Genomic DNA, 14,379 nt, shown 5'->3' with positions numbered 1-14,379 from the left:
TTGTGATATAATAGTCTTATCTTTACACAGAGGTATAGTAATGAAAGAAACTGTTTATTTTGGAACTTATACACGTCGTACTTCCCAAGGGATTTACATGGCAGACTTTGATACAGAAACTGGTCTGCTTTCAAATCTAGAACTTTTTGCAGCTGAACCAAGTCCGACCTACCTTGCCTTTGACCAGCATCAACATTTATACACTGTTGGTAGTCAAGACGATAAGGGTGGAATTGCAGCCTATCAAACTAATGGCACCTTATTAAATCACGTCGTTGAAGAGGGAGCCCCCCACTGTTATGTTGCCGTTGATGAAGAGCGTGATTTGGTTTACGCAGCAAACTACCACAAGGGACAGGTCCTTGTTTATAAACGTCAGGAAGATGGTCGTCTTCTACTTAGTGATGTTGATCAACACAGTGGCCAAGGTCCACATGAAAATCAAGCTTCTCCACATGTTCACTATACAGATTTAACACCTGACCACTATCTAGTGACCTGCGACTTGGGTACTGACCAAGTAATTACTTATGATCTTGATCCAGAAGGAAAATTATCTAAGCTCTATACTTATCATAGCCAGCCAGGAGCAGGCTCACGCCATATTATTTTCCATAACCATTATAAAATCGCTTATCTCATTTGTGAACTCAATAGCACTATCGAGGTTCTAATCTACGATGGTGTTGGCGAATTTGAACGCATGCAAGTCATTTCAACTCTACCAGACGGTTATAAAGGCTTTAATGGTACTGCTGCTATTCGTCTCTCTAAAGATGGGAAGTACCTCTACGCCTCTAACCGTGGCCATGATTCTATCGCAGTATATACAATCCTTGCGGACGGTAGCTTAGAGTTGTTAGAAATCGTTCCGACACATGGTCAGACTCCACGTGATTTTGATTTGACACCAGACCAAGAATTTGTCATTGCTGTCCATCAGGACTCTGACAATGCAACCGTCTTTAAACGCAATCCTGAAACTGGTCGTCTAGCAGAACTTTCTAATGACTTCCATGTCCCAGAAGCAGTCTGCATCAGTTTTGCCCCTTAAGAAAACATAAAAAATGAACTTGGTAACTCAAGTTCATTTTTTTCTTATAGTCTATTTCCGACATTAATACGGTTAATGGCACGTTGCAAAGCAATCTTAGCACGACGTTCTTGGTCAATCAAGTGTTTGTCTTGTGCTTCTTCAATTTCACGCTCTGCTCGAAGTTTGGCACGTTCTGCACGACTAACGTCGATATCACGAGCACGTTCTGCAGAGTCAGCAACAATTGTGATAACGCCATTAGCAACTTCAATAACGCCTCCGTTTACTGCAATCCAGTTCACGTGTTCTTCATCATCAATACGTTTTACCTTTACTTCATCAACTGCTAAAACCGCAATCATATTTTCATGTCGTGGCAAGATCCCCATCTCACCATCCAGAGTTCGAACCGATACATAGCTGGCATGGTGATCATAGACGAGACCATCTGGTGTCACGATCTGGACAGTTAACTGAGCCATAGATCACCTCTTAAAATCCCATTTTTTCAGCTTTTGCAATTACATCTTCGATAGAACCTACACCACGGAAGGCATCTTCTGGCAAGTGGTCATGTTTACCATCAAGGATTTCCTTAAAGCCACGTACAGTTTCAGCAACTGGAACATAAGAACCAGGCTGACCAGTAAATTGTTCCGCAACGTTGAAGTTTTGTGACAAGAAGAACTGGATACGACGGGCACGAGCAACCAAAGTCTTTTCTTCATCAGAAAGCTCATCCATACCAAGGATAGCAATGATATCTTGCAACTCATGGTAACGTTGAAGGACACGTTTTACTTCAGCAGCAACTGCATAGTGCTCTTCTCCAACGATTTCAGGTGCCAAGGCACGTGAGCTTGAAGCAAGTGGATCAACGGCTGGGTAGATACCCAATTGTACCAACTTACGTTCCAAGTTGGTTGTTGAATCCAAGTGAGCGAAAGCTGTTGCTGGCGCTGGGTCAGTATAGTCATCCGCTGGCACATAGATAGCCTGGATAGAGGTTACAGACCCCTTCTTGGTTGATGTGATACGCTCTTGCAATTGACCCATTTCCGTAGCAAGTGTTGGTTGGTAACCAACGGCTGATGGCATACGACCCAAAAGGGCAGATACTTCTGAACCAGCCTGAGTGAAACGGAAGATATTATCGATAAAGAGAAGCACGTCTTGGCCTTCTACATCACGGAAGTATTCAGCGATTGTCAAACCAGTAAGGGCAACACGCATACGTGCTCCAGGTGGCTCATTCATCTGACCAAATACCATGGCTGTTTTCTCGATAACGCCTGATTCTTTCATTTCCCAGTAAAGGTCGTTCCCTTCACGAGTACGTTCCCCAACACCGGTAAATACTGAAATACCACCGTGTTCTTGGGCAATGTTGTGAATCAATTCTTGAATTAAGACGGTTTTACCAACTCCGGCACCACCGAAAAGTCCAACTTTACCACCTTTAAGGTAAGGGGCAAGAAGGTCGATAACCTTAATCCCTGTTTCAAGGATTTCAGAAGAGGTAGACAACTCATCAAAAGTTGGAGCTTTTTTATGAATTGGCTGACGCTCTGCATCTTCTGTAAAAGGAGCTTCCAAGTCAATGGTATCTCCCAAAACATTGAAGACACGTCCCAAAGTTTCTTTACCTACTGGCACAGAGATTGGACGACCTGTGTCCAATACTTCCATTCCACGAGTCAAACCATCTGTTGATTCCATGGCGATAGTACGGACCATACCATCTCCCAACTCCAAGGCTACTTCAAGGACGATTTTTGTTTTTCTTTCGTCATTTTTGTAGACGACAAGTGCATTGTTAATCTCAGGAAGTTCTTCCCCTGCTGCAAACAAGACGTCTACAACGGGACCGATAACCTGAGCAATTTTACCTGAACTCATCTCCTTCTCCTATTCTATATAAGATACTGTCGGTTCCTAGCTCAACTAGGTCCTAAGTTCATTTTCATACGAGCTGGACTAGTGCCTATTCTAAGGCACTAGCTCCTGCTACGATTTCTGTAATTTCTTGTGTAATCGCCGCCTGTCTGGCACGGTTATACTGAATTGTCAAATCATTAATGACTTTCTTAGCATTATCTGTCGCTGTTTGCATGGCTGTCATACCCGCAGCATTTTCAGCTGTCTTAGCATCGATAATAGCACCATAAATCATACTTTCTGCAAACTGAGGCAACAACTGCTCCAAAATTTCTTCTCGGCTAGTTTCCAATTCAAAGGTCAAGCTGTAACTGTCATCCGCTTCATTTGGATCTAAGTCAACAATCGGAAGCATTTGTTCCACACGCATTTGACTGGTTAGCGTATTGACATGGTGGTTGTAGCAGACATAAAGCTCATCAAAGAGCTCATTTTGATACATTTCAACAGTTTTTGAAATAATCTTACGAACTTCATCAAAACTTGGTTGATCTGCCAAGCCACGTAGTTCATAAAGTGGTTGAATACCGCGAGCTTTAAAGAAATCAGCTCCCATTCCACCAATACAGATCATTTCAAAACCTTGACCATCTGGATGGTATTCTTCTTTCAGCTCCATAACGGCTTTCAAAATAGAAGAATTATAACCTCCAACCAAACCTCGGTCTGATGTAATGACGATATAGCCTGTCTTCTTAACTGGACGGCTAATCAACATCGGATTGGTTGAACTACCAGCTCCATTCCCATGAAGAATATCCGTCAAAAGTTTACGAACTTTCTGAGCATAAACTTGGAAGTTGCGAGCAGCTTCTTCAGAACGACCTAGCTTAGCAGCTGATACCATCTGCATGGCATTTGTGATTTGACTCGTATTTTTTGTTGAGGCGATTTTTGTTTTAATATCATTTAGAGATACTGCCATCTGACACCTCTATTCTTATTGGAAGCTGGTTTGATTGAGAAACTCTGTAATCGCAGCATCCAAGACTGCTTCTTCTGGCAAGTCTTTTGTATCACGAATGGTTTCCAAAATCTCTGGATGTTGAGCATCAAAGAAGGCATGGAACTCTTCCTCGAAACGAACAATATCATCTACTGGAACAGTATCCAAGAAACCATGTGTCAAAGCATAGAGAATGGTTACTTGTTTCTCAACAGGTAATGGTTTGTGAACAGGTTGTTTCAAGACTTCAACTGTACGACGTCCACGGTTCAACTTAGCCTGTGTTGCCGCATCCAAGTCAGAACCAAACTTAGTGAAGGCTTCCAACTCACGGTATGAAGCAAGGTCGATACGAAGTGTACCAGCAACCTTTTTCATGGCTTTGATTTGTGCAGAACCACCTACACGAGATACAGATGAACCCGCATCGATGGCTGGACGAATACCCGCATTGAAGAGACCATCACCAAGGAAGATTTGTCCATCAGTGATTGAAATCACGTTGGTTGCGATATAGGCAGAGATATCTCCTGCTTGTGTCTCGATAAATGGTAGGGCAGTAATTGATCCACCACCAAGTTCATCAGAAACTTTAGCTGAGCGCTCAAGCAAACGGCTGTGAAGGTAGAAAACATCCCCTGGGAAAGCTTCACGACCTGGAGGACGACGAAGCAAGAGTGACAGTTCACGATAAGCTACCGCTTGTTTTGATAAATCATCATAAACGATCAAAACATGCTTACCTTGGTACATAAATTCTTCCGCCATGGCAACCCCAGCATAAGGAGCTAGGAAAAGCAATGGAGATGGTTGTGAAGCAGAGGCTGTCACAACGATTGTGTAGTCCAAGGCACCGTACTGACGTAGTGTTTCTACTTGCGTACGAACTGTTGATTCTTTTTGTCCAATCGCTACGTAGATACAGATCATATCTTGACCTTTTTGGTTCAAGATTGTATCAATCGCAATGGTTGTTTTCCCTGTCTGACGGTCACCGATAATCAACTCACGTTGACCACGACCAATCGGTACAAGGGCGTCAATAGCTTTCAAACCAGTTTGCAATGGTTCTGATACAGACTTACGTTGCATAACACCAGGAGCTGGTGCTTCTACTGGACGAGTTTTATCAGTGTAGATTTCTCCAAGACCGTCAACTGGACGACCAAGTGGGTCCACAACACGACCAATCAGACTTTCACCTACTGGGACTTCCATGATTTTCCCTGTACGGCGGATTGTATCGCCTTCACGGATATCTGTAAAGTCACCTAGGATGATAATACCAACGTCTGTTGACTCCAAGTTTTGAGCCATACCATAAGAGCCGTTTTCAAAAATCAACAACTCTCCACTCATGGCATTTTCAAGGCCGTGAGCACGCGCGATACCGTCCCCGATATAGGTTACAACACCTGTTTCAGTCACATCAAAATTGGGTTTGAAATTTTCAATTTGTTGCTTAATTAAAGCGCTGATTTCTTGTGCGTTAATTGCCAAAAGAACACCACTTTCTATTTCAAATTTTCTTTAACAACTTTAAGTTGTTGTTTAATACTCACATCAATTGTCTTGTGATTGGCAAAAATGACAAAACCACCAATAAGACTTTCATCGATTTGTTCTTTTACACTCCTTACTTTAAGAGACAATTTTTTCTCAATCAAAGGGAGCAAGCGACTCTTCTGTTCATCTGTTAAAGGATGAGCTGACGTAATCGTCACTTCAAATCGATTTGTTTCTTTTTCAAGTCGGTTCAAGCAATCTACAAGAATATCATAAAAAAGATTTGCTCTGTGATTGTAGATAAGAACCTGGATAAAGTTTTGCAATAAAGTCGACACTGAATCTTGGAAGAACGTAATCGTTTTTTCCTTGTCAGACTCGTCTACTGCCACTTTTTTTAAAAAAGAAGGTAAGCCTGTTTCTTCAGCAACTTGCTTGATTTGAGCTAAGTCTGAAAAGATACGGTCTTCTTCTCCTTTTTCTAAAACCAATTGGACAAAAGGCATGCTGTATTTTTCAATTACCTTTACTGTTTTCTTGTCCATTAAGCTTCTCCTAACTGATCGATATACTGATCAATGAGTTCTTTATGGGCATGACCGTCAAGGTTTTGTGAGATGATTTTACCAGCCAAGCTGATTGTCAAATCTGCTACCTCACCCTTAACACTTTGTAAAGCTTCAGCTTTATTTTGAGCAATTTCTTGGTTCGCTTTTTCTTTCAAGCGTCCTGCTTCTAGCTTAGCATCTGCTAAAATACTAGCTTTGCTTTTCTCAGCTGTTTCTTTCGCATTCTCAATGATTGTCTTAGCTTCTTTACGGCTACCAGCCAATTCATCTTCGCGTTTTTGAGCCAATACTTCTGCTTTTTGACGTGCTTGTTCAGCTCCGTCAATATCTGCTGCAATTTTTTCTGCTCTTTGTTCGAAAATGCTAGTCAAATTTGACCAAGCGTATTTCTTAACCAAGACTAGCAAGAGAATAAAGGAACCAGCGATTAGTATAAAATCACCAAGTAATTCACCTACTGTTACATTCATAAACTACTCCTTTCTATTCTTCATCATTAATTTTATTTCCTAGGTACATTGAAGATAACAATGTAAATACATATGCTTGTACACAAGAAATAAAAACAGAAAATGCAGTCCAGATTAGATTTGTTCCAAAAGCAATAGGATACCAATAGAAGGCCTGATGAGAAAGTAGGACTAACATACTTGCCATCACTTCCCCTGCAAAGATATTACCAAAGACCCGCAATGCAAGTGAAAGGAGATTGGTAACTTCCTCCAAGAGATTCATTGGTGTCATAAAACCTGGTGTTACAAATGCTTTTAAATACTTTTTGATTCCACGACGACGAATTCCTTCTACGTGTGTCATTAAGATAATTGTAAAAGACAAGACCAAGTCAAATGACAAATTTGCTGTTGGTGAGGTCCAAAGATTTACACCATCTGTAGTCTGAATTCTAGCCATTAAGCCAATATTATTTGCAATGGCCATAAATAGGAATAAACAGAAATAAAAGAGAGAATAATCCTTTATCATTGGACCAAGGTTTGATTTTGTAAATCCAACGACAAAATCAAATAAATACTCCAATACATTTTGTTTTCCTGTGGGTCTCAAAGTCATATTTCGAGTTGCCCAATAAATAAAGCCAAAAATAAGTGCTACAGTCAACAAAGTCAAAACTACTATGGTTAAATTAAAGGTAACAGGACCAATATTGATGGTTGGATTAATACTTTCTTCCATCTAAAATCCTCCCTTTTTCAATTTATACTTCTTTTATTTGATGATAAATGAAAAGACAAGAGTAACGAAGAAAGTACCTTCAATAAAGGCAACCCCTAGGATCATCAAACTACGTAGTTCTGAGATGATATCTGGTTGGCGAGCAACTGATTTCAACAAACCGTTCATCAACATACCTTCACCAAGAGATACACCCATACAGGCAAGACATAGACCGAAAAATGTTAAATTCATGACGAATTCTCCTTTTAATTAAAATTTACTTACTTAGTTTAGTCCTAAAAATTGGATTTGTCAACTTTTTACTTACGTTGAAAGCGTTTAATGAAAATTATTTACAATTTTACTATTTTTAAGTCTATTATATAGAAAACTTTGGAAAAAACTTGTAACAAATCCCTCCATTATCTAGGTCTTTCTGAAAAATAATGAAAAATCCGAGATGAAATCTCGGATGGAAATTAATATATTTTCTTTAACCTAATGCTCTTTAGTAAGTAGGATTAAAGGGAAAGCAACTAGAAAGCTTTCGTCTCCTGCACGCTTATTAAGCACGAACTGTGACGCTGGTGCCATCTTCCTTATAAAGATTGATAAGTCCTTCTTTGAGAGCTCGAACCATATCTCCTGCTTGAACAGGTTGTGGGACTTTGATTGTCAAGAGTTCCATTGGATTTGGAGCGCGGTCGATTTTATTGCCTTTGGCATCATGCAAATCTTCAATATAAGTTTCAAAATGACGGAAACCTGGGCCATAAAACTCAACTTGATCACCTTCGTTAATGACGTTCCGTTGGCGAATAGTCGCTGTTTGTGTCGCATCATCATAAGAAACGACTTCAGCAACAAACTTATACTCAGGAATTTTACGACGAGCACCAAATAACTGCTCATTTTCAGATGGTGTACCATAGTAGAAACCTGTTGCTAATTCACGTTGGGCAACCTTCCACATCTCATCAATCAAGTCTTGCTTGATAGCTTCAAATTTTTCTGGACTTTCTAGATAAGCATCAACAGCCGCCTTGTAGCAGTTGGTTACTGTTGATACGTAGTGAATAGACTTCATACGTCCTTCGATTTTTAGACTGTCCACACCATTTTCAATCATATCTGGGATATGGTCAATCATAGACATATCAACGGCTGACATTGAAAATTCTTCTGGAATCTCACCTTTCAAGCTCTTGCGTTCTTGACCAAATGGCATATCGTAAAGGTCATACTTCCAACGGCAAGATTGAGAGCAACCACCTCGGTTGGCATCACGCATACTCATGTGATTAGAAAGTGTACAACGACCAGAGTAAGAGATACACATAGCTCCGTGGACAAAGGCTTCAATCTCAACATCTGTACGTTTGCGAATTTCAGCTAATTCTTCCATTGAAACCTCACGCGCCAAAACAACACGAGTTAAGCCCAGTTCCTTCCAAAACTCAAGAGTTTCATAGTTAGTCGCACTGGCTTGAGTTGAAAGGTGAATTTCAAGGCCTGGTGCTTCAGTCGCTGCAATCATAATCAAGGCTGGGTCAGACACGATAACTGCCGCGATTCCGATATCACGTAGTTTACGGAACCACTCACCAGCACCAGCTTCATTTCCTTCGTGCATAACCATGTTGGCAGCTACATAGACCTTAGCTCCATACTTAGCCGCAAACTGGACACCTTCTTCCATCTGTTCAAAGGTAAAGTTTCCGGCACGGCTACGAAGACCATAGGCCTGACCACCGATAAAGACAGCATCTGCTCCATACTGAACAGCTACCTTTAGCTTCTCTAAAGTCCCTGCAGGTGATAAAACCTCAGGACGTTTTAATGTTTTTGTCATGTTTTCTCCTATTTGCAATATAAAAGTTTGACGTTTTTCCTTCTCATTTTATAGTAAATATGCCATAAAATCAAGCCTAGACAGATTGTTTTGACAATTCTAATCTTTTAAACTTTGTATAATAATTGTTAAACTATCGAATATAAACCAATTTTAACAAGTAGCCAAAAAGTCTAGAAAAGTAAAAACCAGTATCCAATGATACTGGCTCATTAAACTACATAAATTAGTCCTTAGATGACTATTCCCACTCAACTGTTGCAGGTGGTTTACTTGTAATATCGTAGACGATGCGATTAACGTGGTCCACTTCGTTTACGATACGCACTGAGATTTTTTGAAGGACTTCCCAAGGAATTTTGGCAAAGTCAGCTGTCATACCATCGATAGAGGTAATAGCACGGATTGCAATCGTGTAGTCATACGTACGACCGTCACCCATAACACCGACTGAACGAACGCCTGTATTGACCGTGAAGTATTGCCAAATATCGCGGTCAAGACCAGCTTTAGCGATTTCTTCACGCAAGATAGCGTCTGACTCACGAACAGTTTCTAGTTTTTCTTCAGTGATTTCACCCATGACACGGATAGCAAGTCCTGGTCCTGGGAATGGTTGGCGCCATACGATATGGTCTGGCATGCCAAGTTCTGTACCAAGGGCACGAACTTCGTCTTTATAGAGAGTGTTGAGTGGTTCAATCAATTCAAATTGCATGTCTTCTGGAAGACCACCCACGTTGTGGTGTGACTTGATAGTTTGAGCTGTATCCGTACCAGACTCGATAACATCTGTATATAAAGTACCTTGAGCAAGGAATTTCACATCTTTGAGCTTGCTTGCTTCGTCATCAAATACATACACAAACTCGTTACCGATGATTTTACGTTTTTGTTCAGGGTCAGAAACACCAGCAAGTTTATCAAGGAAACGTTTAGCAGCGTCTGCTTTGACGATATTCAAACCAAACTTACCACCAAGCATGTCCATAACTTGGTCCGCTTCTCCTTTACGAAGAAGACCGTGGTCTACGAAGATACAGATCAATTGATCGCCAATAGCCTTTTGGAGAAGAACTCCAACGACAGATGAGTCAACCCCACCTGATAGACCAAGAAGGACACGTTTATCACCGACAGTTTCACGAATTTTTTGGATCTGCATATCAATGAAGTTATCCATTGACCAATCGCCTTTAGCCTTACAGATGTTAAGGGCAAAGTTACGAAGGATGTCATTTCCGTATACAGAATGACGAACTTCTGGGTGGAATTGGATACCGTAAATATGTTTATCAGGGTTTTCAATGGCTGCGTATGGGCAATCAGCTGAAGTTCCTGTACGAACAAAGTCAGCAGGAATCTCAGTAACTGCATCACCATGGCTCATCAAAACAGTCTGCTCATCAGGTGTTGATTCAAAAAGCGCTGATGATGTGTGAGTTAGGGTTGATTGACCGTATTCACGATTTCCAGCATCACCTGCAGGAACAACTTTTCCTCCAAGTTTATGGGTCAACAACTGCATACCATAACAGATTCCCAAAATTGGAATTCCTAGTTCGAAGATTTCTGGGTCAATATCGAATGAACCATCTTCATATACAGAGTTTGGACCACCTGAAAGGATGATTCCTACAGGGTTGATTTCACGAACTTCAGCAGCTGAAATTTTATGACTCTTTAGCTCTGAAAAAACACCAATCTCACGGATACGGCGTGAAATCAGCTGGTTGTATTGGCTACCATAGTCCAAAACGATGATTTTTTCTACATCTTGCAAATCAGTTGAAATGTTGCTCATCTTTTTCCTTTCTCAAAAGAAATATCTTTTTTCAATATTCTATCACAAATAAGGGCGAATTACCAACTAAACAAGGCGAAGTTTGACTTTTTCTAGTTTATTGGGGTACAATAGAGAAAAGATAGAAATGAAGTGAAAAATATGCTACCCGCTTATATGAAAATACATGATCAGATTAAAAAGGATATTGACGAACATCGTTGGGCCATTGGTGAGAGACTTCCCAGTGAACGAGACTTAGCAGAGCAGTTTGCGGTCAGTCGCATGACCCTCCGCCAAGCTATTTCCCTCTTGGTCGAAGAAGGAGTTTTAGAGCGCCGTGTAGGAAGTGGCACCTTTGTGTCTAGTACTCGAGTACAAGAAAAGATGCGAGGAACAACCAGTTTTACTGAAATTGTCAAATCCCAAGGTAAAGTTCCCTCTAGCCAACTCATTTCCTACAGAAAAACCATTCCCAATGAGCAGGAAGTTGCCAAGCTAGGAATTTCTCCAACGGAAAATATTATCCGAATGGAACGTGTTCGCTATGCCGACCAAGTCCCTCTGGTTTATGAAGTTGCTTCTATTCCTGAAAAATTCATTAAAGATTTTAAGAAAGAAGAAATCACCAGTCATTTCTTCCAAACCCTACAAAAACATGGCTACCGTATCGGCAAATCACAGCAGACTATCTATGCTCGTCTCGCTAAAGAAAAAATTGCCCACTATTTGGAAGTTGAAAAAGGACATGCTATTCTTGGACTGACTCAAGTTTCCTACCTAGAAGATGGGACAGCTTTTGAATACGTAAAAAGTCAGTATGTAGGCGAACGTTTTGAATTTTATCTTGAAAATAATTAGATTACTAGGCAAAAACTCTCTGTCACGGACGACAAAGAGTCTTTTTTATTTTTCTAAGAGTAAATCTTTCAAAGAAATCAGGGTTACTGCAAATAAAATCATTGCCATGCCAAGAAAATCAATAGGATAAAATTGTTCATTCATAATTAGGAAGGCAAAGAAAACCGCCGAGATTGGCTCAATTGAAGCCAACAAACTTGACTTAACCGGTCCTATCAGACTGGCTCCCTTTAAGAAGGCTGTATAGGCAAAGACAGTTCCGATAAGAATAATGCCCGCAAATGCAAGAAGAAAATCAAGACTAGTTGGAATAGTAGTCTGTAGAACTCCTGTAAAAGGAAGGGCGACCAAACCAGCTATGACCATTCCCACACCAATGACCAAACTGCTCCCCCACTTCTTAATCAAGGATATGGGCAAAATGATATAAAGTGCGTAAGTCAGAGCAGAAAAGAGACCCCAGAACAGGCCTGCAGGTGTCATGGATAACTGGTCCAACTGCCCATGAGTTGCGATCAAGAAGGTCCCTCCAATGGCTAATATGATGGAAACAATCTCTCCCAATGTCGGCGCCACCTTATCCTTGATACAGCTATAAATCAAAATCCCGACAGGACAAACATACTGAAGTACCGTCGCGGTTCCTGCATTGGTTTCCTGAATAGCAGTTAGATAGGCAAATTGATTGAGAAAAAGTCCAATCAAAGCAAAAATGAGAAGAGACAGCAAACTCTTTCTATCCTTTAAAAAGGTCAGCATTTTATCCTTTGCAGTAGCATAAGCCAAGATCATGAGAATTCCACCAGCGATTAAAAGACGCAAGTTAGTCAAGACTAGAGCCGAAATTCCGTGTGCCATCAGGTATTGGCCACTCGTTCCAGACAAGCCCCAAGCAATACCAGCCACAACTGTTAATAGAGTCCCTTTTAAACTATTTGACATGTCTCTCCTTACTCTTCTTTACGAATCAAGTCCATCACTTGATTGCGATCTAAAATCCATTGAGCCCGCTCATCCTTTTCATAGGTACGATTCGATAGAAAAATAGCCGCTTCTTGCTTCTGACGACTCCACATGATAAAGGTACCTGTATAGCCCGTATGGTCTAGCCAATCTCCTTCCAAATTCCATGCCAAAGAACGTTCCTTGTCATCCAAAGGAGAAAAATTTTTACTCAAATTTCTTGCAAAATCATCCTCTAAATAGTGTTCTAAAAAGATTTGTAAATCCTTTACAGTCGAAAACAAACCAGCACTACCAGCATGTCTGCCTAGGAGGCGAGCCTTGGGATCATGTACCAGACCTGCCTCGACACCTCTAACTGTTGGAACAGCAAGCTCAACAGGTCCAAACTTGGTTTCCGTCATTCCCCAAAGATTCCAGACTTGTTCTTGTAAAATCACATCCAAGTCTTGATTAAAGATTCTTTCCAAAATAAAGCCCAAAAGCAAAAAATGGACATCCGAATAAAGAAAGGCTGGCTGATTTCGTCTATTGAGATGAAACATAGCTTCCTTTAATTCTGAATCTGTTAAAAGATCACGATTGGGAATAAACGGATCAAGGTCTGTAGCGTGAGTTAAAAGCTGACGAATAGTGATATCCGGATAATCACTCTCAGCTAAAAAATCTGTTACCGGTCTATCAATATCTAATTGACCTTTATCCCACAAGAAGGTAAAAACTGTGCCAACCCCAACAACCTTGCTGACACTAGCTAGGTCATAAACAAGTCCTGCTTCAGTCTGCAAGCCATGCTCTGGGTCACTCTGGCCTAAATAGAACTCCGTCCATTGATTGTCCTTAAAATACGCAAAAGAGGCTCCGGGATAGATCCCTGCCTCGATTTGGTTTTCTATTTTTTTAATAATCTTGGTCCACTTCATACTTCTTCAAACCACAATTCAACATTATTTCTATCTTTACCAAGGAAGAATTTTTCAGACTTAGGAATAAAATATTCGGTAGACTCAAACTTCTTACGAAGACTTGCTATATCTAGTTCATTGACCAAGAACTTGAGCATAGATAAGTCCCAAGTAACCGTATTGTCCACAGTCAAATCCTGCCCCTGTGCTGGGATAAAATCAAGGGATTCCCCAATTTCAGATAGTTCCAAGAAACTTTCGACATCCGTTGGGAGGTGTAATTCCATAGAAATCTCAAATTTACTTAAAGAAATTGACTCCAGATCTGTTTGAAATTCAGGTTTTTCTCCTACTTCTACTAGATTTTCTCTGTCATCTTCCGCATGAATCAAAACCAAATCATCTTCTGGAGAGTAAATTTCAAAAGCGTAGCCGTTTTGACCTTTATATAATTGATGAATCGAATCTGTTTTAGATAAGAGTCCTTCAATTTCTAAGGGATTTTCCACTTTGACAATCAATCTAGCTAGTTTTTTTCTTCCCTCTACCTTACGAGTGCGCATACTTGGAGCTTCTTCTAAAACCAGCTTTTCTAGACCTGTTTGATCACCTAGTGATAGAAAGGCTGATTCTTCTAACAAGGTCTTCATGCCAAGGGTTTCTATATAAAATATTTCATTTAATTTTCTATTATTAACTTTTAAAGTAGGAATAATCCGTACAATCTGATTTACATTCATAAATTCCTCCAACTCTTTTATTTTAAAGGATTTTAGAATTTTTTACAAGAAATTATGCTCAGATTTACCTTTTTTTCGTAAAATTTCATCTAAAAAACCGAGGA

The 14,379-nt window shown here is 40.4% G+C and carries 15 protein-coding genes; 2 read left to right on the top strand and 13 right to left on the bottom strand.

What is annotated here, in order from left to right; genetic code table 11:
* The first annotated feature begins 40 nt into the window (after positions 1 to 40).
* Complete coding sequence (locus MK480_RS00955; protein ID WP_049500372.1) at positions 41 to 1,054, top strand: lactonase family protein; 1,014 nt, start codon at positions 41 to 43, stop codon at positions 1,052 to 1,054.
* A 44-nt stretch (positions 1,055 to 1,098) separates the two neighbouring features.
* Here MK480_RS00955 and MK480_RS00950 read toward each other — a convergent pair whose 3' ends face one another.
* From MK480_RS00950 to guaA, 10 genes are all read right to left on the bottom strand, one after another.
* Positions 1,099 to 1,518 carry a F0F1 ATP synthase subunit epsilon gene (locus MK480_RS00950; RefSeq protein ID WP_268707066.1) on the bottom strand — a complete coding sequence of 140 codons (420 nt, stop codon included), beginning with the start codon at positions 1,516 to 1,518 and terminating at the stop codon, positions 1,099 to 1,101.
* Positions 1,519 to 1,528: 10 nt separating this feature from the next.
* Positions 1,529 to 2,935: a F0F1 ATP synthase subunit beta gene (gene atpD / locus MK480_RS00945; protein WP_000094352.1), complete on the bottom strand. Its 1,407-nt coding sequence runs from the start codon at positions 2,933 to 2,935 to the stop codon at positions 1,529 to 1,531.
* Between the two features lie 85 nt (positions 2,936 to 3,020).
* Positions 3,021 to 3,899: a F0F1 ATP synthase subunit gamma gene (locus tag MK480_RS00940; protein ID WP_125443079.1), complete on the bottom strand. Its 879-nt coding sequence runs from the start codon at positions 3,897 to 3,899 to the stop codon at positions 3,021 to 3,023.
* Between the two features lie 15 nt (positions 3,900 to 3,914).
* A complete protein-coding gene (gene atpA / locus MK480_RS00935) occupies positions 3,915 to 5,420 on the bottom strand; it encodes a F0F1 ATP synthase subunit alpha (RefSeq protein ID WP_000996632.1) in 1,506 nt (501 codons plus the stop codon).
* A gap of 14 nt (positions 5,421 to 5,434) precedes the next feature.
* Entirely contained in the window at positions 5,435 to 5,971 is a 537-nt protein-coding gene (locus MK480_RS00930) for a F0F1 ATP synthase subunit delta (RefSeq protein ID WP_033685202.1), read from the bottom strand.
* On the bottom strand, positions 5,971 to 6,465 hold the full coding sequence (gene atpF, locus MK480_RS00925; protein WP_001103468.1) for a F0F1 ATP synthase subunit B: 495 nt from the start codon (positions 6,463 to 6,465) through the stop codon (positions 5,971 to 5,973). Before atpF ends, MK480_RS00930 begins: the two co-directional genes overlap by 1 nt.
* Before the next feature lie 13 nt (positions 6,466 to 6,478).
* Complete coding sequence (atpB, locus tag MK480_RS00920) at positions 6,479 to 7,189, bottom strand: F0F1 ATP synthase subunit A (RefSeq protein ID WP_000392870.1); 711 nt, start codon at positions 7,187 to 7,189, stop codon at positions 6,479 to 6,481.
* A 33-nt stretch (positions 7,190 to 7,222) separates the two neighbouring features.
* Entirely contained in the window at positions 7,223 to 7,423 is a 201-nt protein-coding gene (locus MK480_RS00915) for a F0F1 ATP synthase subunit C (RefSeq protein ID WP_001054560.1), read from the bottom strand.
* 313 nt (positions 7,424 to 7,736) lie between these two features.
* On the bottom strand, positions 7,737 to 9,023 hold the full coding sequence (locus MK480_RS00910; protein WP_049535202.1) for a peptidase U32 family protein: 1,287 nt from the start codon (positions 9,021 to 9,023) through the stop codon (positions 7,737 to 7,739).
* Positions 9,024 to 9,264: 241 nt separating this feature from the next.
* Positions 9,265 to 10,827, bottom strand: a complete 1,563-nt coding sequence (guaA, locus tag MK480_RS00905) for a glutamine-hydrolyzing GMP synthase (protein ID WP_268707065.1) — start codon at positions 10,825 to 10,827, stop codon at positions 9,265 to 9,267.
* A 141-nt stretch (positions 10,828 to 10,968) separates the two neighbouring features.
* On the opposite strand from guaA, the gene MK480_RS00900 reads away from it, so the two are divergent.
* Positions 10,969 to 11,667 (top strand): GntR family transcriptional regulator, encoded by a 699-nt coding sequence (locus tag MK480_RS00900; protein ID WP_000936183.1) that lies wholly within the window; start codon positions 10,969 to 10,971, stop codon positions 11,665 to 11,667.
* 45 nt (positions 11,668 to 11,712) lie between these two features.
* Here the strand turns inward: MK480_RS00900 and MK480_RS00895 are convergent, their stop codons facing one another.
* The 3 genes from MK480_RS00895 to MK480_RS00885 are packed head-to-tail and all read right to left on the bottom strand — an operon-like array spanning position 11,713 to position 14,275.
* Positions 11,713 to 12,609, bottom strand: a complete 897-nt coding sequence (locus MK480_RS00895; RefSeq protein ID WP_268707064.1) for a DMT family transporter — start codon at positions 12,607 to 12,609, stop codon at positions 11,713 to 11,715.
* An 8-nt stretch (positions 12,610 to 12,617) separates the two neighbouring features.
* Positions 12,618 to 13,553 carry a serine hydrolase domain-containing protein gene (locus MK480_RS00890; RefSeq protein ID WP_268707063.1) on the bottom strand — a complete coding sequence of 312 codons (936 nt, stop codon included), beginning with the start codon at positions 13,551 to 13,553 and terminating at the stop codon, positions 12,618 to 12,620.
* The gene (locus tag MK480_RS00885) at positions 13,550 to 14,275 is read right to left on the bottom strand and encodes a CppA N-terminal domain-containing protein (RefSeq protein ID WP_268707062.1); all 726 of its coding nucleotides are present in this window, start codon (positions 14,273 to 14,275) and stop codon (positions 13,550 to 13,552) included. The genes MK480_RS00890 and MK480_RS00885 overlap by 4 nt, the downstream gene beginning before the upstream one ends.
* Positions 14,276 to 14,379: the final 104 nt, after the last annotated feature.

The sequence above is a fragment of the Streptococcus mitis genome (assembly GCF_026782895.1).
Classification (GTDB): domain Bacteria; phylum Bacillota; class Bacilli; order Lactobacillales; family Streptococcaceae; genus Streptococcus; species Streptococcus mitis_CB.
The sequence above is the reverse complement of the archived record's forward strand: the minus strand, read 5'-3'. Positions and strand labels throughout refer to the sequence as shown.

What these genes read in the sequence shown, in the direction of transcription:
- MK480_RS00955 (WP_049500372.1), top strand. Translation starts at nt 41, where the DNA reads ATGAAAGAAACTGTTTATTTTGGAACTTATACACGTCGTACTTCCCAA.
- MK480_RS00950 (WP_268707066.1), bottom strand. Translation starts at nt 1,518, where the DNA reads ATGGCTCAGTTAACTGTCCAGATCGTGACACCAGATGGTCTCGTCTAT.
- atpD (WP_000094352.1), bottom strand. Translation starts at nt 2,935, where the DNA reads ATGAGTTCAGGTAAAATTGCTCAGGTTATCGGTCCCGTTGTAGACGTC.
- MK480_RS00940 (WP_125443079.1), bottom strand. Translation starts at nt 3,899, where the DNA reads ATGGCAGTATCTCTAAATGATATTAAAACAAAAATCGCCTCAACAAAA.
- MK480_RS00930 (WP_033685202.1), bottom strand. Translation starts at nt 5,971, where the DNA reads ATGGACAAGAAAACAGTAAAGGTAATTGAAAAATACAGCATGCCTTTT.
- atpF (WP_001103468.1), bottom strand. Translation starts at nt 6,465, where the DNA reads ATGAATGTAACAGTAGGTGAATTACTTGGTGATTTTATACTAATCGCT.
- atpB (WP_000392870.1), bottom strand. Translation starts at nt 7,189, where the DNA reads ATGGAAGAAAGTATTAATCCAACCATCAATATTGGTCCTGTTACCTTT.
- MK480_RS00915 (WP_001054560.1), bottom strand. Translation starts at nt 7,423, where the DNA reads ATGAATTTAACATTTTTCGGTCTATGTCTTGCCTGTATGGGTGTATCT.
- MK480_RS00910 (WP_049535202.1), bottom strand. Translation starts at nt 9,023, where the DNA reads ATGACAAAAACATTAAAACGTCCTGAGGTTTTATCACCTGCAGGGACT.
- guaA (WP_268707065.1), bottom strand. Translation starts at nt 10,827, where the DNA reads ATGAGCAACATTTCAACTGATTTGCAAGATGTAGAAAAAATCATCGTT.
- MK480_RS00900 (WP_000936183.1), top strand. Translation starts at nt 10,969, where the DNA reads ATGCTACCCGCTTATATGAAAATACATGATCAGATTAAAAAGGATATT.
- MK480_RS00895 (WP_268707064.1), bottom strand. Translation starts at nt 12,609, where the DNA reads ATGTCAAATAGTTTAAAAGGGACTCTATTAACAGTTGTGGCTGGTATT.
- MK480_RS00890 (WP_268707063.1), bottom strand. Translation starts at nt 13,553, where the DNA reads ATGAAGTGGACCAAGATTATTAAAAAAATAGAAAACCAAATCGAGGCA.
- MK480_RS00885 (WP_268707062.1), bottom strand. Translation starts at nt 14,275, where the DNA reads ATGAATGTAAATCAGATTGTACGGATTATTCCTACTTTAAAAGTTAAT.